Source organism: Roseateles sp. (assembly GCF_965262435.1).
Taxonomy (GTDB): Bacteria; Pseudomonadota; Gammaproteobacteria; order Burkholderiales; family Burkholderiaceae_C; genus Paucibacter_A.
Genome location: NZ_OZ253537.1, coordinates 1,113,675 through 1,135,525 on the forward strand (window position 1 = coordinate 1,113,675; position 21,851 = coordinate 1,135,525).

Genomic DNA, 21,851 nt, shown 5'->3' on the forward strand with positions numbered 1-21,851 from the left:
GGTTTCTGCCCGAGTGGCGTGCAAGTCCCCTAGAGTCAGGTTTGTCTGGGGGGACTCGTGATGCTTGAACAGGCCTATGTCAAAACCGAGCAAGGCCGCGCAGAGATCAAAGCTCGCGCCCAGCCTTTGTCGCGCAGCGTGCGCAATCTGCTCTTGCTCATCGACGGCAGCAAGAACGCAGGGCAGTGGTTGGAGTTGGTTCAGGGCGCCACGGCCGAAGATCTGGCCTTGCTGATTCAGCAAGGATTGATCGCTCCTGCGGGCCTGTCGGTCGCTGCGCCCGTGCGAACAGTGGCGCCACCCGCCTTGCCCAGTTTGGACCAGCAGGCGCTTTATGCCTTCCTCACCAGCGCGGCTCGCCAGCGTCTGGGCTTGATCAAGGGCTACCGCTGGGTGCTGGATGTCGAGCGCTGTGGCGATCTCGCGGCCATGCAGCAGCTTGCTCTGCGCTTTGTCGACGAGGTTCGCCAGGCTCAGGGGGATGGCGCTGCGACCGAGGTGCGCCGCGATCTCGGCCTGCCGCTCTGAGTTGGGCTTCTTGCCGGCACGGCAGCCGACTTGGCTGGCTCGTGATCGCTGGCACACTGACGACTTCTTGATTTGAAAGGCACGGCGCGCTGCTTGCGCCGTGGACCGCCATGCCGCCGCGTTTTTATGTCGATCAGCCGCTCGCCGCTGAAGTGTCCGAGCTGAGCCTGCCGCCCAGTGCCGCCCGCCATGTCCAGGTGCTGCGCTTGCAGCCGGGGAATCCGCTGACTTTGTTCGATGGCAGTGGGTTTGAGTGGCAGGCGGAAGTGCTGGCCATGGGCCGCAGCGAGGTGCGTGTGCATCTGCAGGCCCGTCAGCTGGTGCAGCGCGAATTGCGCCAGCACATCACCCTGGCCCTGGCCATGCCGGCCAACGACCGCATGGACGGCGTGGTCGAGAAAGCCACCGAGCTGGGTGCCAGTGGTGTCCAGCCCTTGATGAGCGAGCGCTCGGTGCTGCGCCTGAGCGGCGAGCGGGCCGAGAAAAAGCAAGCGCATTGGCGCGGTGTGGCCATCGCCGCCGCCGAGCAATGCGGCCGCAGCCGCATCCCCGAGATCGGCGCAGTGCAGTCCCTGGCCTCATGGCTGTCCGGCCTGGGCCCGCAGCCGGCCGGGCAGCGCCGTTGGCTGCTCAGCCCGATGGCCGCCCAGCCCTTGCAGGCCCTGGCCGCCGCCCAGGCCCAGGCCACTCACACCCTGGTGCTCAGCGGCCCGGAGGGTGGCCTCAGCCCCGCTGAAGAAGACGCGGCCCGTGCCCAGGGTTTCGTGGCCGTGCAACTGGGCCCGCGCATCCTGCGCGCCGATACAGCGCCGCTGGCGGTGCTCGGCTGGCTGGCACTGTCGGAAGCCTGAGCCGGCGGGCGTTCAGGCCTCGGCGCTGGCCTCGTCCCCGCTGCCCTTGTCCTTGCGCGCCGAGCCCTTGATCAGGTCGAAGCGGAACAGCCGGCATTCGATCGGGCCATTCCACATCGGGAACTTGCGCGATTCCTTCAGGCGCATCTTGCTGGGCAGCTTCATGTCCGGGCAGAGCAGCCAGGCGGTCCAGCCGGCTGCGTTCTGGGTGTAGGCGCGCTTCCAGTGGGCGGCCAGGCGGGGGAAGAAGTCGTCGCCGGCATCGCGCGCTTCGGAGCCGCCAGCATCGCGGCTCATCTGCACATTGCCGGCCTTGCCGCGCACTTCGATGCGCTCGCCGTAGGGCGGGTTCATCAAGATGGTGCCGGGCATGCCCTCGGGCAGCTCGGGCGCGGGGCGTTCGAGCGCGTCACCGCCGTTGAACTGGATGTACTGGGCCACGCCTGCGCGCTCGGCATTGCGGCGCGCGAAATCGACCATGCGGAAGGCCACATCGCTGCAGAAGATCGGCACGGCGGGCGCATGCTCGCGGTCCTTGGCGGCCTGCTTGATGGCCTGCCAGCGGCCACGCAGGGGCACGAAGGGCAGCTGGCGCTCGAAGGCAAAGCGGCGCTGCATGCCGGCGGCCATGCCACATGCGATTTGCGCGGCTTCGACGGCGATGGTGCCCGAGCCGCAGCAGGGGTCGTGCAGGGCGCCGCCGGTTTCGGGCGTGCCCTTCCAGCCGGCCGCGGCCAGCATGGCGGCGGCCAGGGTTTCCTTCAGCGGGGCGTCGCCTTTGTCCTCGCGCCAGCCGCGCTTGAACAGGGGCTCGCCCGAGGTGTCGATGTAGAGCGTGGCGTCGGTTTCGCTGAGGTGCAGCATCACCGGCAGGTCGGGGAAGCGGGTGTCGACGCTGGGCCGCTCGCCGGTGGCATCGCGCAGCACATCGCAGATGGCGTCTTTCACGCGCAAGGTGGCGAAGTTGAGGCTGCGCAGCGGCGAGCGCTGGGCCACGGTGTCGACGCGGATGGTCTCGGCCGGTGTGATCCAGTCGCACCAGTCGATGCGGCGAGCCAGGGCGTAGATGTCGTCCTCGTGGCGGTAGCCGCCCGAGATCAGTTCGATCAGCACGCGCTGCGCCAGCCGGCATTCGAGGTTGAGCTTCATCACGCCTTCGAGATCGCTCTTCAGCGCGATGCCGCCGCGCAGCACCTCGATATGGGTCTTGGGCAGGATGGCCCGCACCTCTTCGTCAAGCAGGCGCTCCACGCCCGAGGGGCAGGAGACGAAGAGGTGGTGCAGGTCTTTGGGGGATTCTTTGGCGGCCATGGGCCCGATTGTCCCAGGATTGGCCGCCTCGGCCGTACTCAGGCGCGGCGACGGCGGTTCAGGCCCAGCACAGCCATCAGGCCCAAGCTCATCAGCAGCAGGGTTTGCGGCTCCGGCACGGCGGCCAGCATGCCCTGGCCGAGCACGCTGTGGGTGACCGCGGTCGGATGGATGCGGTCCCAGAACATATACCCGTCGGGGTTGCTGCAGGTGCTGCCATTGGGCTGGCCGACATAGCCGGTGAAGCAGGCCTCGGTGACGTTGCTCAGGCCGTATTGGGCGGCGTTGTCGACCAGGACCTGCTGCGCGCCCAGGACGTCGAAATAGCGGATGTCGATGCCGGGCAAGGCCCGCAGCTGGCCGATGGCTTGATTCAGGCCGAGGTTGAAGCCCAGGGACAGCAGATGCAGCTGACCCGACAGGCCGGAGGAGAGGCCGCCTGGCGTCTGCCCCAGGTCGGGCAGGCCCGGCATCAGGAAGTTGCGCGCACCCAGGCCGTAGAGGGTCTGGACCGCGCTGCTGAGGTTCTGGATGGCCGCTTGTCCGGTGGCCTGCGAGAAGCCCTGGTACTGGAAGTCATTGGCGCCGCCCCAGAGCAGGTACAACGCCTGGCTGTCGGCGGCCATGCCGGCCAGCCCGGCCTGGAAGGTGCCGACCTGCGAGAGCATGCCGGTGTTTTGCAAGGCGGCCGGGGCGCCTGCAGCCACCGCCGCGCCGTTGAGCCAGCCGGTCTGGGCGCCGCCCCAGGCGTAGTCTTGCAGGCTCACGCCCAGGCCTTGGGCGAGGTGCTCGACGGCCACCGGGCCGTTGGAAAAGCGGCCCTGGAAATAGTTGCCGGGCTGGGGCACGGCGCCACCCGTGGCGCGGTAGAAGTTGCCGTTGTCTGACAGGCTGTCGCCGAAGGCGATCACGCGGCTGTAACTGGAGGCGGTGCTGCTCGTGGCTTGAGCCTCAGTCTGCGCCTGCGAGGGTGCGGCCCAGGCCAGGCCGGCAGCGAGCATCAGCAGGGCGGGCAGGCGAGCGTCAGCTGAGGTGCGGTGGATGGTGTTCACGGCAGACCTTTCAAGTAACGATCCAAGTCGGCGGCATGATGGCATGCCTCGAAATGGGAATCACCTGAAATCGGTGTGCGTGTTCACGTTTGGTGAGCTGCGGTGAACGGGTGAACGAGTGAACAGGTGAATGGTGAGTCGTGGTGTGTTGTTCACCCATTCACCTGTTCACTCGTTCACCACTCACCCTTCAAACCACGCGCCGCATCGTCGTCGTCCCAATATGCATGCCTTCGCGGTACTTGGCGACGGTACGGCGCGCGACCTGGATGCCTTGTTCTTCCAACATATTGGCCAGGGCGCTGTCGGACAGGGGCTTGGCCGGGTTCTCGGCGGCGATGAACTGCTTGATCAGCTCGCGCACGGCGGTGCTGGAGGCCTCGCCGCCGGCCTCGGTGGACAGGCCCGAGCCGAAGAAGTACTTGAGCTCGAAGGTGCCGAAAGGCGTGGCCATGTACTTGGCCGTGGTCACCCGCGAGATGGTCGACTCATGCAGGCCCAGCTCGTCGGCGATCTCGCGCAGCACCAGCGGCTTCATGGCGACGGCGCCGTGGCTGAAGAAACCTTTCTGGCGCTCGACGATGGCAGTGGAGACACGCAGGATGGTGTCGAAGCGTTGCTGGATGTTCTTGATGAACCAGCGCGCCTCCTGCAGCGCGCCGCCCAGGGCGCTGTTGCTGATGCCGCCGCGCGTCTGGCGCAGGGCATTGGCGTAGAGCTCGTTGATGCGCAGCTTGGGCGCGACCTCGGGGTTGATGATGACGCGCAGCTCGCGCCCGACCTTGCGCACGATCACATCGGGAATCACCGCCGGCGCCTGGCCGTGGGCAAAGCGCCGGCCCGGCTTGGGCTCGAGCGCCACGATCAGGGCCTGCGCCTCGCGCAGCAAGGGCTCGTCGGCGCCGGTCAGCAGCATCAGGCGGCGGCTGTCGCGCTTGGCCAGCAGGTCCAAGTGCTTTTTGCAGATCATGATGGCGATCACCTGCGGCGCGCTGCGCGGCAGCTGGCGCAGCTGCAGCACCAGGCACTCGGGCAGATCGCGGGCGCCGACGCCGGCCGGGTCCATATGGTGCAGCCACTTCAGGGCGATGCGCAGGTGGTCGAGCAGGTCCTCGCGTTCGGCCGCGCTGTCCTCGCCCGCGTCGGGGATCAAGGCCTCGGCAATCGACTCCAGGCTGTCTTCCAGCAGGCCGTCCTCGTTCAGGGAATCGATCAGCAGGCGCAGGGCCAGCTGGTCGGATTCGCTCAAGCTCATGCCGGCCATCTGCTGCTGCAGATGTTCTTGCAGGGAAATCTCGGCCGATTCCTGCTCGCTGCGCTCGCCGTCTTCGTCGTTGCTGCCGGAGCCGCTGCCGCTGTTGCTGGGCAGCTCGCGGATGCCGTCGAAATCGTCACCCTCGGTGCCGTTCTCCCAGTCCTCGCGCTCGCTGTTGCCGAAGTCCTCGGCCTTGAGCTCGGGCGTGGCCTCGGCCTCGGCGCCGCCGCCCAGTTCGCGCTCGGCGCCGCTGTCTTCGGCGGCACTGGCCTGGCGCAACTCGGGCAGTTCGGGCGCTGCGACGGCGAAGTCGTCTTCGGTTTCGAGCAGCGGGTTCTGCGCCAGCATCTGCTCGACTTCCTGGTTCAGTTCCAGGGTGGACAGTTGCAGCAGACGGATCGACTGCTGCAGCTGCGGCGTCAGCGCCAGATGCTGACTCAGGCGAACCTGGAGCGATTGCTTCATGGCCGCAGGCCCGGCGCTGTCAGGAGGCTCGCCATCACATCACATGCGGAAATGTTCGCCGAGATAAACCTTGCGCACATCGGCGTTGGCGACGATCTCGTCCGGCGTGCCCTCGGCCAGCACCGAACCCTCGCTGATGATGTAGGCGCGGTCGCAGATGCCCAGGGTCTCGCGCACATTGTGGTCGGTGATCAGCACGCCGATCTGGCGCGCCTTCAGGAAACCGATGATGCGCTGGATCTCCAGCACCGCGATCGGGTCCACGCCGGCAAAGGGTTCGTCCAGCAGGATGAAGCGCGGCTGGGTGGCCAGGGCGCGGGCAATCTCGACGCGGCGGCGTTCGCCGCCCGAGAGCGCCGGCGCCGGGCTGTCGCGCAGCTTTTCGATGCTGAGGTCGTGCAGCAGGGCTTCCAGCAGTTCCTTGATGCGCGGCTCTTTCAGCGCGCGGCCCTGCTCGTCGCGCTGCAGTTCCAGCACGGCACGGATGTTCTGTTCCACCGTCAGTTTGCGGAAGATCGAGGCTTCCTGCGGCAGATAGCTCAGGCCCAAGCGGGCGCGCTGGTGGATGGGCAGGTGCTCGACCGACTGGCCGTCGATGCGAATCTCGCCGGCATCGGCGCGCACCAGGCCGACGATCATGTAGAAGCTGGTGGTCTTGCCCGCGCCATTGGGCCCGAGCAGGCCGACCACCTCGCCGCTGTTGACGCCCAGGTGCACGTTCTTGACCACGCGACGCACGCCATAGCTCTTGGCCAAGCCCTCCGCCTCGAGGCGGCTGCGCACGCCGGATTCCAGCGCCGACACCGGCGCGTTGTGGTGGCCGGCGCTCATGGCGTCTTGCGCGGGCTGAGGCTGGTGCTCGGCTTGAGCTGGATGCCCGAAGCCGGCGTGGCGGCGGGCTCCGAGGCGGCGCCGCGCGGCATCATCACCACGCGCACACGGCCGCTCGGGTGGGGCGAGCTTTGGCCGCCTTCCAAGGTGAACACCTCGCTGCGGTTGTCGAACAGGATGACCGCGCCGGTCACCTCGTCGGCCACGGTCGTGCCTTGCAGGCGCCGCACCACGGCGTTGCCGATGAAGCGCACGGTGTCGCTGCGGGTGTCGTACTCGAGCTGGTCGGCCAGGCCTTCGATGGCCTCGCCCGGAATGTCGCGTGCCTGGCGGAAGCTGACCTGCTTGCCGGTCTGGCCATTGGCATAGACCTGGTGGTAGCCGTCGCCGGTCTCGCGCACATCGAGCTTCTCGGCGCGCAGCACCAGGCTGCCCTTGCTCAGCACCACATCACCGTTGAACTCGGTGCGCTGCTTGGCGATCTCGACGCTGCCGCCGTTCTTGGAGGAAATATTGAGTGGCTTGCCGCGGTCGGCCTTCTCGGCCTGGGCTGCGCCAGCGGCCAGGCCCAGGACCAGGGTCGCCAGCAGGCCGGGCAGGGCGGTGGAACGCGAGGACAGCTTCATGGGCACAGGGGTTCGGTCAGGCAAGGGCGTGGACGCCGACGGGTGGCGGCACAAATCTTGCAGGCCATTCTAGTACGCGGCCCGCCCTGCCGGGCTCGCGGCGTCGCTGCGCGTGAGGGGTGGCCCTCAGGCCTTGCCGCTGCGCAGTTGCTGGATCAACTGGTTCGTCAAAGCTAGGGCCGCTTGCCCGCCCACTTGCGGGTTCTGCCCTGGGGCGGCCATGCTGGGGCTGGTCAGGAAGCGGCCGCCAATACCGATCGCCGGCACGGTGTCGGCACGGTAGGCCGCGGCCAGCTGGGCCGACTGGGCCGGGCGGCCCTGGGCGCTGAAGGAATTGAAGGCGGCCTTGAACTTGGCCTCGTCCAGGCCCAGGCTGACAGCGAACTTGGTGATGGCCTTTTCGTCGCTGAGGTCCAGGTGCTGGACATGGATGGCCTTGAACACGGACTCGTGAAAGTCCCCGAGTCGTCCCAGGGTCTCCAGGGCAAACATCAGGCGCTGGTGCAGCTTGTGCATGGCGCCCACACCGACATGGACGCGACGGAAGCTGACATCGGCCGGCAACTGCTTGGCCCAGGCCGACACCAGCGGGTCGAAGGCGAAGCAGTGCGGGCAGGTGTAGAGGAAGAATTCATACACCTCGATCTTGCCCGGCGTGGCTGGCAAGGGCTGGGCCAGGCGCAGGTAATGCTTGCCTTCGACCGGCGCAGCGCCTTGAGCCAGGCTCAGGGCCGGCAGGCCGGTGGCGGCCAGGCAGACGGAGAAATCACGGCGGGAGATCGGTTTCATCGCTTCGCAGGGGGCAGGTGGTGAGATCGGGCTTCCGTGCCTCAGGCCTTGGCGGCGCGGGCCAACTGGATCAGATGGTCGGCAGCGGCCAGGGCACGGCGGCCATTGGCAACTTCACTGTCACCGCGCAGGCCTGCGATCGAGGGCGAGGTCAGATAGCGGCCGCCAATGCCCAGCGCCGGCACGCCATCGATGCGGTAGGCCTCGGAGAGCTTGGCGCCCTGGCCGGCCTTGGTGACCACGCCGAAAGCGTTGAAGGCATCCTTGAACTTGGCACCGTCCACGCCCAGGCGCACGACCAGCTCGGTGAGGCTTTTCTCGTCGTTGAGCTCGAGGCGCTCAACGTGGAAGGCATGGAAGATCTTGTCTTGCAGCTCGGCGGCCTTGCCCAAGGCTTCCAAGGCGTAGAACAGGCGCTGGTGCAGCTTGATCATGGCGTTGAAGCCGACATGGACGCGGCGGAAGGCGACATCGGCCGGCAGTTGCTTGATCCAGGGCGCCAGCACCGGCTCGAAGGCGTAGCAATGCGGGCAGCCGTACCAGAAGAACTCCACCACCTCGATCTTGCCCGGCACGGCCACGGGCAGGGCCTGGGCCAGAGTCTGGTACTTGCCGGCAAAGGGGTCGGTTTGCGCCAGGGCCAGCTGCGGGGCCAGGCTCAGGCCGCCCAGCGCCAGAGGAGTCGACAACAGGGCAGAAAACTCGCGACGTTTCATGATCTTCTTCTCGTTCATCTCGGTGGACAAAAAGGGGCCGCAGCCCCGAGTATTGGGGCGAAAGCTCAGCGTTTGACGCCGACCAGATTGGCTTCGATGCCGGCCGCTTCGATCTTGCGCTGCAGGCCTTCGGCTTCATCGCGGCTGTCGATGGGGCCGATGCGCACACGGAAGACCGTGCGGCCCGACTGTTCCTTTTCCATGACCTTGGCGCTGAAACCCAGCAAGGCCAGACGCGCGCGCTGCTGCTCGGCGTCCTCGTTCTTCACATAGGCGCCGGCCTGTACGAAGTAAAGGTTGGGGTCGGCAGCGGCCGCGGCGGCGCTGGCGGCGGCAGCCTTGGCTTCGGCCTTCTTGTCGGCCGCTTTTTCAGCGGCTTTCTCGGGGGCTTTCTCTGTGGCCTTGGCGGGCGCAGCCGAGGCGCTGGCCGCCGGAGGGGCCACCGTCGGCGCCGTGGCGACCGGGGCGGTAACAGCTGCGGGCGCGGTGACCTGCGCAGGTGAGGCAGGAGCCGGTGCGCCGCTGACCACACCGCTGGCCTTGGCGCCGGCCTTGCCGGCCAGGGGGGCGTTGGGGTCCCAGTTCTTGTTGCGCTGGGCTTCGGCCGCGTCCTGCTCGGCCGTGCGCTGCGGCACCTTGTCAATGAAGGGGATGGGCACCTTGGCGATGTAGAGCGCCACGCCCAGCGCCACGGCCAGACCCAGCAGCAAGCCGACGATCAAGCCGAGGACAAAGCCACCACGTTGTTGTTTGCTTTTGTTGTTGTTGCTGCTGCCAGATTGAGCCGTGCTCATGCCTTCTCCGTCGCTTCAGGAATTGCTTCGCGGGACATCACCTCGGGTGCGCTGACGCCCAGAACGGCCAGGGCATTGCGCAACACCTGGCGCGTGGCGGCCAGCAAGGCCACCCGCGCCGCACTCAGCTCGGGCGCCTGGTCCAGCACGCGCTCAGCCGCATAGTAGCTGTGATAGCTGGCGGCAAGGTCGCGCAGGTAGAAGGCCACGTCATGCGGGGCCAGGCCGGCCGCGGCGCCAGACAGCATGGCCGGGTACTCGGCCAGCTTGAGCATCAGGGCCGCTTCGGTCGGGGCGCTCAGCAGGCTCAGGTCGGCGCTGGCCAGGGCCGTCTCGTCACCGCCGCGGGCCACCCAGTTGCGGATCACCGAGCAAATGCGGGCGTGCGCATACTGGACGTAGAACACCGGGTTCTCGTCGTTTTGCTTCAGGGCCAGGTCGACGTCGAAGATGAATTCGGTGTCGGCCTTGCGGCCGATCAGGAAGAAGCGCACGGCGTCGCGGCTGGTCCAGTCGATCAGGTCACGCAGGGTCACGTAGGAGCCGGCGCGCTTGGAGATCTTGACCTCCTCGCCGCCCTTCATCACGGTGACCATCTTGTGCAGGATGTAATCGGGGAAGCCCTGCGGGATGCCGACATCGGCCGCCTGCAGGCCACCGCGCACCCGGGCAATGGTGCCGTGGTGGTCGCTGCCCTGGACATTGATGCACTTGCTGTAGCCGCGCTGGAACTTGTCGATGTGATAGGCCACATCGGGCACGAAGTAGGTGTAGCCGCCCTCAGACTTGCGCATCACGCGGTCTTTGTCGTCGCCGTAGTCGGTCGTGCGCAGCCAGAGCGCGCCGCCCTCTTCGAAGGTCTTGCCCTTGGCGATCAGCTTGGCCACGGTGTCCTCGACCCGGCCGCTGCTGTAGAGGCTGGATTCCAGGAAATAGCTGTCGAACTTGAGGCCGAAGGCCTGCAGGTCCAGGTCTTGTTCGTGACGCAGGTAGGCGACGGCGAACTGGCGGATGCTGTCCAGGTCTTCGATATCGCCCGAGGCCGTGAACTGGCGGTCATCGGCCACCACGGTCTGCTTGGCCAGGAAGGCGTCGGCGATGTCCTGGATGTAGTCGCCGTTGTAGGCGCTCTCGGGCCAGCCGGCGTCGCCGGGCTTGATGCCCTTCAGGCGGCACTGGGTGGAGTTGGCCAGGGTGGCGATCTGCACGCCGGCGTCGTTGTAATAGAACTCGCGGGTGACTTGCGCGCCCTGGGTCTTGAACAGGCTGCACAAGGCGTCGCCGAGCGCGGCCTGCCGGGCATGACCGACATGGAGCGGGCCGGTCGGGTTGGCCGAGACGAACTCGACCATCACATGCTGTGCCGTGGCCGGCTGCTGACCGAAGGCTGCGGTGGCGGCCAGCACTTCGCTGACCACGGCCTGCTTGGCGGCGGCACTCAGGCGGATGTTGATGAAGCCGGGGCCGGCAATCTCCAGGCCCGTTACCCAGCGAGCGAAGGCCGGGCGGCGCTGCAAGGCCTCGATCAAGGCCTGTGCGAGCTCGCGCGGGTTCTTTTTCAGCGGTCGCGCCAGCTGCATGGCGGCCGTGCAAGCGAAGTCGCCATGGGCGGCTTGCTTGGGGGATTCGAAGGCGGCAACCAGGTCGGTGCCGGGGCTGAGTTCTTGAATGGCTTCGGCCAGGGCGGCGAGCAATTCTTGCTTGGCTTGGATCATGGGGGGAATTCTACGGGCGGGGGCGGGGCGGGGCTGGTGAAGAGGTGAATCGTGGGGGAGGGGTGGTGGGGGTGTGCATTTGCTTGCAATTGAGGCGGGCTGGCTCAACTTATGATGCCCAGCATGTCTTTGGATTCAGACCTCGCCTTCGAGAGCGCTGCCGATCTGCCTGCCCATATCGGCAAGTACAAGGTGCTGCGTCGGCTCGGCGAGGGTGCGACCAGCGATGTCTTTCTTGCCGTGGACGAGTTCCATCGCAACGAGGTGGCCATCAAACGCATGCGTGCCTGGGCCGCGGTCAGCCGGGCCGGCCAGGGCAGTGACTTCAGCCTGCGCTTCTATGCTGCCGAGGCGGCGCTGGCCGGGCGGCTGCAGCATCCGAATGTGGTGCAGATTCTCGACGCCGTGCCGGAGGAGGATTCACCCTATCTGGTGATGGAGTACGTGCCCGGCGTCACGCTCAAGCATTTTTGCCGCAGCGACCGCCTGCTGCCCCTGGACCAGATCGTCGAGTTGGGCTTCAAGTGCGCCATGGCGCTGTCCTATGTGTTCCGCCAGGGCTTGATCCACCGCGATGTCAAGCCGGCCAATCTGCTGGCGGTGCTCGATGCCCAGGGCCAGGTCACCGATGTGAAGGTCAGCGACTTCGGCAGCGCCCTGAACCTGCGCTCCGACTCGACCCAGGTGCACCGGGTCGGCTCCCTGGCTTATATGCCGCCCGAGCAGATTGAGGGTGGCGATGTTGACTGCCGCGCCGACATCTACGCCCTCGGTGCCGTGCTCTACCACCTGGTGGCCGGCCGCGCGCCCTTTGATGCGCCCAGCCAGATGGCGCTGATGCACCAGATTTACCACCAGGCGCCGCCGCCCTTGCAGGGCTTGCGCGGCGGCGTGACGCCGGAGCTGGAGGCCGTCATCCTGAAAGCCCTGGCCAAGCACCCCCAGGAGCGCTATGCCGACTGGGAAGCCTTCGGCAAGGCCTTGTCCGAGCTGGTGTCCAAGCAGCTGGTGCCGCTGGCGCGGCTCTACGAGGTCAAGGATTCCGAGCGTTTCAATATGCTGCGCGAGCTTGAGTTCTTCGCCGATTTTGGCGATGTGGAACTCTGGGAGGTGGTGCACCGCGCGCGTTGGCGGCGCTTTCCGCTCGACCATGCGCTTTACAAGCGCGGCCAGGAGGGCAACACCTTCCACATCCTGGCGCAGGGCGCGGTCGATGTGTACCGCGACGGCAACAAGGTCGCCAGCCTCGGCCAGGGCACTTCGGTCGGTGAGATGGCCTATCTGGCGCCTAACCCCGATCTTCGGCGCCACAGCGCCGATGTGCGGGTCAGCGAGGTCTGCATCACCATCTCCTTCACGCCCGAATCCCTGGGCCTCTTGAGCCCGGAATGCCAGCACCGCTTCGACCGCGCCTTCATCCAGGTGCTGGTGCGGCGCCTGCATGCCGCGCATGAATCGCTGGCGCACCCACGCCGCATCATGTAAACCCGTCTTGAGCCTGTCTCACGGCCGTGCTGCAATCAGCACGGCAGAGGTTCTCGCCATTTCCCCCTAGCCCTTGAAGGACTCCCTCATATGAAGACAAAGCTGATTCACCTCTTGGCCTTGGGCCTGATGACCTTCGCTGGCCTGGCCCAGGCAGCGACGCCGATGGCCTCCTGCGATGCCCAGGCGAGCGAGAAAAAGCTGGCCGGCGCGGCCAAGACCAGCTTTCTGAAGAAGTGCAATGCCGATATGCCCGCCGCTGCGGCTTCTGCCGCGGGCAACGCGGCCTGTGACGCCGCTGCGGCCGAGAAGAAGCTGGCCGGCGCCGCCAAGAAGAGTTTCCTCAAGAAGTGCAATGCCGACGGTGGTGCGGCTGAAGCGGCAGCGCCCGGCGATGCGCAAGCCGCCTGTGCTGCCAAGGCGGCCGAGAAGAAGCTGGCCGGCGCCGCCAAGAACAGCTTCACCAAGAAATGCGTGGCTGACGCGGCTGGCAAGTAAGTCGAGCCCGTGGCGGCCGAGCCGTGGGCTTGGCCGCAAGCCTTCGGCCGTCTGAGGCGCCAGTTTTTAACCGCGTCTGCTCGGAAGGCTGCCTTAGGCTCTATGCTGCGACATCTCAGTGATCTCCCTGCAGGGTCTGCTTCATGAACGGACAAGCGGCAAGGCCTGAGCCCTCGTCGGACACGGAAGCTGGTTCAACGGCCTTGCGGCAACGTGCCGAGGCCGCTGTGCATGCTGCCGCCGGGGCGCTTCCGTCGCTCGACCTGCCGGCCCGAGCCCTGCATGCGCAAGGCGCTGAAGCCGCCCTGCATGAGTTGCAGGTGCACCAGATCGAACTGGAGTTGCAGAACGAGGAGTTGCGCCGTACCCAGCAAGATCTGAGCGAGGCGCGCGCCCGCTATTTCGATCTCTATGACTTGGCCCCCATGGGCTTGTGCAGCACGGACGAGCATGGCTTGATCCGTGAGGCCAATATGAGCCTGGGCCGATTGCTCGGGCGCAGCAGTGCCAGCCTGTGCGGTCAGAAGCTGGAGCAGTTCATCTGCTGCGGCGACCAGGATGCCTACCACCGCTACCGACTCCAACTCGGCTTGCCCTCGGCCGCGCCGACCTGTGAGCTGCGCCTGTGCCTGGAGGATGGTTCCATGCGCTGGGTTCAGCTGCAGGCCGTGGCTTTGCTCGATGCGCGTGGTCAGTCGCAGCTGCGCCTGGCCTTGATGGACATCGATCAGCGCAAGCGGGCCGAAGCCGACTCTGTGCTGGCGGCCAGCATGTTCGACCATGCCGGCGAGGGCATCATGGTCACCTGCGCCCAGGGCGAGATCGTGGCCGTCAACCAGGCCTTCACCCGCATCACCGGTTACCAAGCGGCCGAGGTGCTGGGTCGCAACCCGCGTCTGCTGAACAGCGGGCGTCATGGCCCGGAGTTCTTTGCCCATATGTGGTCGCAACTGCAGCGCGAGGGCTCGGTGCAGTTGGACATGTGGAACCGCCACAAGTCGGGCAATTTGTATGCGGTGACGCAGACCATCAGCGCGGTGCGCGGCACCGGTGGCGCCATCCAGAACTATGTCGGTCTGTTCTCCGACATCACCCAACTGCAGGAGCAGGAAGCCAGGCTGCTGCGCCTGAACCACTATGACCCCCTGACCCAATTGCCCAACCGCCTCTTGCTGGCCGAGCGTCTGCAGCAGGCCATGGCGCAGGCCCAGCTTCAGGGGCGTTTGCTGGCGGTGGTGTTTCTTGATCTGGATGGTTTCAAGGCGGTGAACGATGGCCATGGACACGAGGTCGGCGACCAGATGCTGATCGCCTTGGCCGAAGCCATGAGCTTCACCCTGCGCGAAGGCGACACGCTGGCGCGCCTCGGGGGCGATGAGTTCGTGGCCGTGCTGGGTGATCTGACCTCGGTGGCCGAGGCCCAGCCCCTGCTGCAGCACTTGCTGTCGGCCAGTGCACAGCCGCTGAGCGTTGCCGGGCAGAGCTTGCAGGTGTCAGCCAGCCTGGGCGTGACCTTCTTCCCGCAGGATGAAGAGATGGACGCCGACCAGTTGCTGCGCCAGGCCGACCAGGCCATGTACCAGGCCAAGCTGGCCGGCAAAAACCGCATGCATCTCTTCGACGCCCAACATGACCGCAGCGTGCGCGGTCATCACGAAAGCCTGCAGGGCATCGCGCAGGCGCTCGCGGCCGGCGAATTCGTTCTGCATTTCCAGCCCAAGGTGGACATGGTGGCGGGCCATGTGGTAGGCGCCGAAGCTCTGATCCGCTGGCAGCATCCGCAGCGCGGCCTGCTGCCGCCGGCCGTGTTCCTGCCGGTGATCGAGGACCATGCGCTGGCGATCGAGCTCGGTGAATGGGTGATTGACCAGGCTTTGCGCCAAATCGCCGCCTGGCAAAGTGAAGGCCTGGTCTTGCCGGTCAGCGTCAACATCGGTGCCCGGCAGCTGCAGCAGGTCGATTTTGTCGAGCGGCTGCAGCGCCTGCTGGCCCGCCACGCCGAGCTGGCACCGGGTCTGCTGGAGCTGGAGGTGCTGGAAACCAGCGCCATCGAAGATATCGCCCACGTCACCCGTCTGATCGCCGAATGCAAGGCCCTGGGCGTGCGTTTCGCGCTCGACGACTTCGGCACCGGCTATTCCTCGCTGACCTACCTCAAGCGCTTGCCGGTGGCCCAGCTCAAGATCGACCAGAGCTTCGTGCGCGATATGTTGGACAACCCGGTCGACATCTCGATCCTGCAGGGCGTGATCGGCATGGCCCGCGCTTTCGGTTGCGAGGTGATCGCCGAGGGCGTGGAGACCGTAGAGCATGGCGCCGTGCTGATTCAGCTCGGCTGTCATCTGGCCCAAGGCTATGGCATTGCCCGGCCGATGCCGGCCGGCGACTTGCCCGCCTGGATGGCCGCGTGGCGCCCCGATACCAGCTGGCTGGCGGCCGCCCAAGTGGTGGCGCCGCCGGCCGGATAAGGTTTCAGCCCGCCGCGCCGTGGCCGGCCTCGCGCCAGAAACCCGGGTCGGCATAGCGGAGCTTGAGAAAGTCCACCCACAGGCGCACGCGCAAGGGCAGGTGCTTGGCCTGTGGGAACAGGGCGTAGATGCCGTTGGGCGGCGCGGCAAAGGCGTCGAGCACGCTGAGCAGGCGCCCCGCCGCGATATCCCCCTCGACCTCCCAGGTGCTGCGCCAGGCCAGGCCCAGGCCGGCCAGGCACCAGTCGTGCAAGACCTGGCCGTCGCTGCAGTCGAGCCGGCCATTGGGGCGCAGATGCTGGACCGAGCCGTCGATGACAAAAGCCCAGCCGCGCGTCTGGCTGGCGTCCGAGCTCAGAGTCAGGCAGGCATGCCGGGCGAGCTCGGAGGGATGCTGGGGAATGCCGGCGCGCTTGAGGTAGGCCGGCGTGGCCACGCACAGGCGGCGGTTGTCGGCCAGGCGCACGCTGATCAAGCTGGAATCAGGCAGGTCGCCGACCCGCACCGCACAGTCGAAGCCCTCGGCGCCGATGTCCACCACCCGGTCGCTGAGATTGAGTGAGACGCTGACATCGGGGTGGCCGGCCAGGAACTCGGGCAGCAAGGGCGCCACATGGCGGCGGCCGAAGCCGGCCGGGGCGGTGATGCGCAAATGGCCGCTGGCCTTGACGCCGCCGGCGCTGACGCTGGCTTCCGCGCTGTTGAATTCGGTCAGCAGGCGCTGGCAGTCTTCCAGAAAGGCGCTGCCCTCATGTGTCAGGCTGATACGCCGGGTGGTGCGCAGCAGCAGTTTCACGCCCAATCTGGCCTCAAGTGCGTCGATTCGCCGCCCCATCACCGCCGGCGCCACGCCTTCCAACTGTGCCGCCGCGGTCAAACTGCCTTTGCTGGCCACGGAAACGAAGGATTCGATTTGCTTGAGCCGGTCCATGTACGCAGGGCCTAACCTTTAAGAGCATGAATGGCTAAAGTTTGGCAGCTATTTCCTCCAAAAAAACACTATGTGCCAAAAGTCATATATGAATAAATGGTGAAACAAGTGGGCGATATGTCGATCAAGTCGTTGTAAGGGTTACACATATTGCGGGGAACCCTTACTTTTGGCCGAGACGGCCTTTCTAGACTACGTGTACTTTTGTTGCGCCCGAGGGCAATGCTTACCAGCACGCGTCGGGCGTTTTGTTTCAAAAGCCATAAAGCATAGGAAACGACATGTTGAGGAATAGCAAGTTCAGCGCGGTCAGCGCGGCCGTCTTGGCCATGATGGCCCTGTCCGCCCAGGCGCAAACCGCAGCTCCCGCAGAGCGCTTGGAGCGCGTCGAAGTGACGGGCTCCAACATCAAGCGCGTGTCGGCTGAGACTGCATCGCCGGTTCAGGTGTACAGCCGCACTGATATCAAGCAGACCGGCGCCAACACCGTGCGCCAGGTGCTGGACACCATCACCGCGACTTCGACCTCCGAACTGGTGGACAACGGCAATTCGAGCAGCTTCGCCGCTGGCGCATCGGGCGTGTCCCTGCGCGGCCTGGGCAAGGGCGCAACCCTGGTGTTGTTGAATGGTCGCCGCGTGGCGTACTTTGCTCTGGCCGATGGCGCCAAGGAAAACTTCGTCAACGTGGATTCCATCCCCGCTGACGTGATCGAGCGCATCGAAATCCTGAAGGACGGCGCATCCGCCGTTTACGGCTCCGACGCCATGGCCGGTGTGATCAACATCATCACCCGCAATGAGTACAACGGTGTCGGCATCAGCGCTTCCTACCAAAGCGGCGTGGAGCCCAAGCTGCAAAAGCAAGCTACTGCGTCGGTGGTGGCTGGTTTTGGTGACCTGAACAAGGACAAGTTCAATGTCCTGGGCAATATCGAGGTGTACAAGCGCGAGGGTTACACCATCGCTGACGTGCGGCCTTCCTTCGCCCCTTGGCACAAGGAAATCGTCAACCCCATCTTTGGCGATCCGAGCCTGAACTCCTACCCCGGCAACCTGATCAAGGGCAAGCTGGTCGGTGGATCCTTCGCTCAAGCATCGGGCAATGCCCGCGTGCCGATGGCCGGTTGCACGAACAAGAATGCCGCCGGCGCTTGCGTGACCGATATCAACGGCCTGAACCAGACCTATGACCCGGCGTCGCGCGTGAACGCCTTTGTCAGCGGCCGTGTGGTTCTGAGCAACGACCTGGAAGCCTTCGCGGAAGCCAGCTACTCCAAGACCAAGACCGAATACCTGGCCCTGCCGTTCGCCATGAACGCACCGGCCACGCCCTATCGCTGGTTCGATGGCAATGCCAAGAAGATCCAGATCGTGCCCAAGCCCGTGCTGGCGGCCAACAACCCGGCCAACACCACCGGTGATGTGGCCGGTCTGGAATACCGCTTCATGGACCCCGGCATGAACTGGGAAACCCCCGGCGACGCCAGCCAGTACCGTGTGCTGGTCGGCGTGAAGGGTACGACCGCAGGTTGGGACTGGGAGACCTCGATCGGCCGCGTCGGTGCTGACGGCACCAAGACCGGCATTGGCCCGCACCGTACCGATTTCATCAACGCCATCAGCAGCGGTGAGTACAAGGTCGGCGGCAGCAACAGCGCCGAGCTGCTGAACAAGATGTTCCGCAGCACCGAGCTGAACGGCAACAACCACCAGAACTTCATCGACGCCAAGGTCAGCGGTGAGCTGTACAAGCTGCCCGCCGGTATGGCCATGGGTGCGTTCGGTGTCGAGTACCGCTCGGAAAGCGTGCTGGTCAAGTCGGGCCAGAACCTGCTGAACGCCGAGATCATCGGCAACGGCTCGGTCTGGGTGGAAGGCAGCCGCAAGCTGGGTTCCGCGTTTGCCGAAGTGGAAGCCCCGCTGGCCAAGGGCCTGCAAGCCAATATCGCTGCTCGCTTCGACAAAGCCTCGGGTTCGGGCAGCCGCCTTTCCCCCAAGGTGGGTCTGACCTATCTGGTGGCTGACAATTTCAAGGTGCGTGGCACGGTGGCCGGCGGTTTCCGCGCGCCCAACATTCCGGAAGCCATGGGCAAGGTCGGTCTGACCGGTTTCTACAACAACATGGTGGACCCCAAGCGCTGCGAAACCGCGACCCAGATCCGCGACATCCTGAAGAAGGGTAATGACAACGACAAGGCCGACGCGACTGCCGCCTTCAACTCGGGCTGCCTGGTGTCCATCCCGGCCATGATCTCGGCCAACCCCGGCATCAAGCCTGAGCTGTCCAAGAGCCTGACCTTCGGCTTCGTGTTCGACCCGGTCAAGGACCTGTCGATCGCTGTGGACTACTACAAGATCGAGCGTCGCAACGAAATCAGCGCACGTGATCCTGACTACGTCCTGGCTCGTGAAGGCCAAGCCGGCTACGAAAGCCTGATCGCTCGCGCAGCTGTCAGTGGCACCGACCTGGCTCGTGCGGCTCGCGCCAACGAACTGGACCCGAACGCCAAGATCAGCTGGACTGCTGGTGACCTGACCACCTTGTTGCTGCAATACGAGAACTTCGGCAAGACCGAGCGCTCGGGCATCGACCTGGATGTCAAGGGCCGCATCGCCCTGGGTGAACTGGGCAACCTGAACCTGGGTTTGACCACCACCTATGCCCTGACCGCCAAGGAATGGGACATCGAAGCCAACGAGTACCGTCCGAACCGTGTCGGCTTGCGCAATGAGCCGCGCGTCCGCGCCGTGTTCAGCGCTGCTTGGAGCAATGGCCCTTGGGGCGCGGGTCTGCGCTTCAACTACACCACGGCTCGTGCACTCAACAACGACGAGACCGATGCAGCCAACTGGAGCGAAGCCGCTTGCCGCAAGCGCCTGAACCCGACGGGCACCTACCCTTGCATCCAGGAGCGTGATCTGCGTACCGACCTGAGCCTGCGTTACAGCGGCTTCAAGAACCTGAACCTGGGCTTGAACGTGCTGAACCTGTTCGACGAACCGGCACCGATCAACCTGCGTGATGGCTTCGTGCTGCGTCCGCGCGCCGTGAAGGTCACCATGGACTACAAGTTCTAAGCAGCACGCCGTGCTTGCTCCGGGCTGCCTTCGGGCAGCTTTGGAACTTTGTTCAAAAACCCGGGCCTGGCCCGGGTTTTTTTATGTCGATTCCATTTGAATGTCCGCCGTATTCCTGCGAATTACTCAGGTGATTGCGTGCGAATTGGGTTCGAATCTCGTCATGCTTTGGCGCTAAATTGCAGAGCATCCCGATTCACTGTCTTGCCGAGGAGCTCTTTCATGAACGCCCCACACACCCCCGCACGCACGGCGGTTCACGGCCTCCAGGTCGCCACCGAGTTGTTCCGTTTTGTTGAAGACCGGGTCTTGCCCGGTACCGGCCTCAGCAGCGAACGCTTCTGGGCCGGCTTCGATGCCATCGTCCAGGATCTGGCGCCCAAGAACCTGGCCTTGCTGGCCGAACGCGAGCGCCTGCAAGTGGCGCTCGATGACTGGCACCGCACCCATCCGGGGCCAATCCAGGACATGCCGGCCTACCGAGCGTTCCTGGAGCAGATCGGCTATCTGGTGCCAGCACCCGGCGCGGTGCAGGTGAGCACCGCCCATGTCGATGCGGAGCTGGCGCTGCAGGCCGGCCCACAGCTGGTCGTGCCCATCCTCAATGCGCGCTATGCCCTCAATGCGGCCAATGCGCGCTGGGGCTCGCTGTACGACGCGCTCTACGGCACCGATGCGATTTCCGAAAGTGGCGGCGCCGAGCGTGCCGGCGCCTACAACCCGGTGCGCGGCGCCCAGGTGATTGCCTATGCACGCCAGGTGCTGGACCAGGCCGTGCCCTTGGCCGGTGCTTCGCACACCCAGGCCAAGAGCTACCAAGTGGACGCTGGCCGCCTGCTCGTCGGCTTGATCGACGGATCCAGCACCGGCCTGGTCGACCCAGCGCAGTTCGTTGGCTATCAAGGCGATGCAGCGGCGCCGCGTTCGGTGCTGCTGCGTCACAACGGCCTGCATCTGGACCTCCAGATCGACCGCAGCACCGCCATCGGCGCCAGCGACGCGGCCGGCATCAGCGATCTGGTGCTGGAAGCGGCCCTGTCCACCATCCTCGACCTGGAAGACTCGGTGGCCGTGGTCGACGCCGAAGACAAGGTGCTGGCCTATGGCAACTGGCTGGGCATTCTGCAAGGCACGCTCAGCGAGGAGCTGAGCAAGAACGGCAAGACCATCACCCGCCGCCTCAACCCGGATAGGGTCTACACGGCGCCAGACGGTGGCAGCTTGAGCCTGCATGGCCGTTCGTTGATGTTCGTGCGCAATGTCGGCCACTTGATGAGCAACCCGGCCATTCTGTATGGCGAGGGCCGGGAGATCCCCGAAGGCATCATGGACGCCGTCATCACGACCACCATCGCTCTGCATGATTTGCAGGGCGAGGCCGGCCGGGCCATCCGTAATTCGCGCGCCGGCTCCATCTACATCGTCAAGCCCAAGATGCACGGCCCCGCCGAGGTCGCTTTTGCAGCTGAGCTGTTCGCCCGCGTCGAGCAGATGCTGGGCTTGCCGGACAGCACAGTGAAGCTGGGCATCATGGACGAGGAGCGCCGCACCAGTGTCAACCTCAAGGCCTGCATTGCTGCGGCCGGCAGCCGCGTGGCCTTCATCAACACCGGCTTCCTCGACCGCACCGGCGACGAGATGCACACCGCCATGCAAGCCGGCCCCATGTTCCGCAAGGGTGATATGAAGACCAGCGCCTGGATCCAGGCCTATGAGCGCAGCAATGTGCTGACCGGCCTGAGCTGCGGCTTGCGCGGCCGGGCCCAGATCGGCAAGGGCATGTGGGCCATGCCGGATTTGATGGCCGCCATGCTGGAACAGAAGATCGCCCACCCGCGCGCCGGCGCCAACACCGCCTGGGTGCCTTCGCCGACCGCTGCGACTTTGCATGCCCTGCATTACCACCAGGTCAATGTCCAGGCGGTGCAGCAGGAACTGGAGGCCATCGATGCCGACGCCGAACGCGGCGCCATCCTCGACCGCCTCTTGCAGATCCCGGTGGTCGCGCAGGCGAACTGGAGCGCAGCCGAGGTGCAGCAGGAGCTGGACAACAACGCCCAGGGGATTCTCGGTTATGTGGTGCGCTGGGTCGACCAGGGCGTGGGCTGTTCCAAGGTGCCCGACATCCACAACATCGGCCTGATGGAAGACCGGGCCACCTTGCGCATCTCCAGCCAGCACATCGCCAACTGGCTGCATCACGGTGTGACCAGCGCCGCCCAGGTGCACGAAACCTTTGAGCGCATGGCGGCGGTGGTGGATGGCCAGAACGCGGGCGACCCGGCTTACCAGCCCATGGCTGGCCACTTCGAGAGTTCGGCAGCCTACCGCGCGGCCTTGGAGCTGGTGTTCAAGGGCTTGGTGCAGCCGAGCGGTTACACCGAGCCCTTGTTGCACGCCTGGCGTTTGCGCGTCAAGGCCGGCCAGGCCTGAATCGCTCGCACACGAAGCGCCTC

General features: G+C 65.7%; 17 protein-coding genes. 7 read left to right on the top strand and 10 right to left on the bottom strand.

Going from position 1 to position 21,851, the window contains the following annotated elements; translation table 11 throughout:
• Positions 1 to 60 precede the first annotated feature (60 nt).
• Positions 61 to 528 carry a hypothetical protein gene (locus ACQY39_RS04935; protein ID WP_428503949.1) on the top strand — a complete coding sequence of 156 codons (468 nt, stop codon included), beginning with the start codon at positions 61 to 63 and terminating at the stop codon, positions 526 to 528.
• Positions 529 to 638: 110 nt separating this feature from the next.
• Positions 639 to 1,379, top strand: coding sequence for a 16S rRNA (uracil(1498)-N(3))-methyltransferase (locus tag ACQY39_RS04940; RefSeq protein ID WP_428503951.1), 741 nt, complete (start codon positions 639 to 641; stop codon positions 1,377 to 1,379).
• A 12-nt stretch (positions 1,380 to 1,391) separates the two neighbouring features.
• Here the strand turns inward: ACQY39_RS04940 and ACQY39_RS04945 are convergent, their stop codons facing one another.
• From ACQY39_RS04945 to argS, 9 genes are all read right to left on the bottom strand, one after another.
• Positions 1,392 to 2,690, bottom strand: a complete 1,299-nt coding sequence (locus ACQY39_RS04945; RefSeq protein WP_428503953.1) for a THUMP domain-containing class I SAM-dependent RNA methyltransferase — start codon at positions 2,688 to 2,690, stop codon at positions 1,392 to 1,394.
• Between the two features lie 38 nt (positions 2,691 to 2,728).
• On the bottom strand, positions 2,729 to 3,742 hold the full coding sequence (locus ACQY39_RS04950) for an SGNH/GDSL hydrolase family protein (protein WP_428503955.1): 1,014 nt from the start codon (positions 3,740 to 3,742) through the stop codon (positions 2,729 to 2,731).
• 190 nt (positions 3,743 to 3,932) lie between these two features.
• Positions 3,933 to 5,462: an RNA polymerase factor sigma-54 gene (locus ACQY39_RS04955; RefSeq protein WP_428503957.1), complete on the bottom strand. Its 1,530-nt coding sequence runs from the start codon at positions 5,460 to 5,462 to the stop codon at positions 3,933 to 3,935.
• A 39-nt stretch (positions 5,463 to 5,501) separates the two neighbouring features.
• Positions 5,502 to 6,293, bottom strand: coding sequence for an LPS export ABC transporter ATP-binding protein (gene lptB, locus ACQY39_RS04960; protein ID WP_428503959.1), 792 nt, complete (start codon positions 6,291 to 6,293; stop codon positions 5,502 to 5,504).
• Complete coding sequence (lptA, locus tag ACQY39_RS04965; protein ID WP_263516283.1) at positions 6,290 to 6,919, bottom strand: lipopolysaccharide transport periplasmic protein LptA; 630 nt, start codon at positions 6,917 to 6,919, stop codon at positions 6,290 to 6,292. The genes lptB and lptA overlap by 4 nt, the downstream gene beginning before the upstream one ends.
• A gap of 126 nt (positions 6,920 to 7,045) precedes the next feature.
• Positions 7,046 to 7,708 (bottom strand): thiol:disulfide interchange protein DsbA/DsbL, encoded by a 663-nt coding sequence (locus ACQY39_RS04970; RefSeq protein WP_428503961.1) that lies wholly within the window; start codon positions 7,706 to 7,708, stop codon positions 7,046 to 7,048.
• Between the two features lie 41 nt (positions 7,709 to 7,749).
• Positions 7,750 to 8,424 carry a thiol:disulfide interchange protein DsbA/DsbL gene (locus tag ACQY39_RS04975; RefSeq protein ID WP_428503963.1) on the bottom strand — a complete coding sequence of 225 codons (675 nt, stop codon included), beginning with the start codon at positions 8,422 to 8,424 and terminating at the stop codon, positions 7,750 to 7,752.
• 65 nt (positions 8,425 to 8,489) lie between these two features.
• A complete protein-coding gene (locus tag ACQY39_RS04980) occupies positions 8,490 to 9,218 on the bottom strand; it encodes an SPOR domain-containing protein (protein WP_428503965.1) in 729 nt (242 codons plus the stop codon).
• The gene (gene argS, locus ACQY39_RS04985) at positions 9,215 to 10,933 is read right to left on the bottom strand and encodes an arginine--tRNA ligase (RefSeq protein WP_428503967.1); all 1,719 of its coding nucleotides are present in this window, start codon (positions 10,931 to 10,933) and stop codon (positions 9,215 to 9,217) included. The genes ACQY39_RS04980 and argS overlap by 4 nt, the downstream gene beginning before the upstream one ends.
• Positions 10,934 to 11,056: 123 nt before the next feature.
• On the opposite strand from argS, the gene ACQY39_RS04990 reads away from it, so the two are divergent.
• The 3 genes from ACQY39_RS04990 (at position 11,057) to ACQY39_RS05000 (ending at position 15,384) form a co-directional block, all read left to right on the top strand.
• Complete coding sequence (locus tag ACQY39_RS04990; RefSeq protein WP_428503969.1) at positions 11,057 to 12,418, top strand: serine/threonine-protein kinase; 1,362 nt, start codon at positions 11,057 to 11,059, stop codon at positions 12,416 to 12,418.
• Between the two features lie 90 nt (positions 12,419 to 12,508).
• Positions 12,509 to 12,916, top strand: a complete 408-nt coding sequence (locus tag ACQY39_RS04995; RefSeq protein ID WP_428503971.1) for a PsiF family protein — start codon at positions 12,509 to 12,511, stop codon at positions 12,914 to 12,916.
• 143 nt (positions 12,917 to 13,059) lie between these two features.
• Entirely contained in the window at positions 13,060 to 15,384 is a 2,325-nt protein-coding gene (locus ACQY39_RS05000; RefSeq protein ID WP_428503973.1) for a putative bifunctional diguanylate cyclase/phosphodiesterase, read from the top strand.
• A 4-nt stretch (positions 15,385 to 15,388) separates the two neighbouring features.
• Here ACQY39_RS05000 and ACQY39_RS05005 read toward each other — a convergent pair whose 3' ends face one another.
• On the bottom strand, positions 15,389 to 16,315 hold the full coding sequence (locus tag ACQY39_RS05005) for a LysR family transcriptional regulator (protein WP_428503975.1): 927 nt from the start codon (positions 16,313 to 16,315) through the stop codon (positions 15,389 to 15,391).
• A 281-nt stretch (positions 16,316 to 16,596) separates the two neighbouring features.
• Between ACQY39_RS05005 and ACQY39_RS05010 the strand changes: the two genes are divergently transcribed.
• Together ACQY39_RS05010 and ACQY39_RS05015 are read left to right on the top strand one after the other, a co-directional pair.
• Positions 16,597 to 19,395: a TonB-dependent receptor plug domain-containing protein gene (locus tag ACQY39_RS05010; protein WP_428503977.1), complete on the top strand. Its 2,799-nt coding sequence runs from the start codon at positions 16,597 to 16,599 to the stop codon at positions 19,393 to 19,395.
• A 222-nt stretch (positions 19,396 to 19,617) separates the two neighbouring features.
• A complete protein-coding gene (locus ACQY39_RS05015; RefSeq protein ID WP_428503979.1) occupies positions 19,618 to 21,828 on the top strand; it encodes a malate synthase G in 2,211 nt (736 codons plus the stop codon).
• Positions 21,829 to 21,851 lie beyond the last annotated feature (23 nt).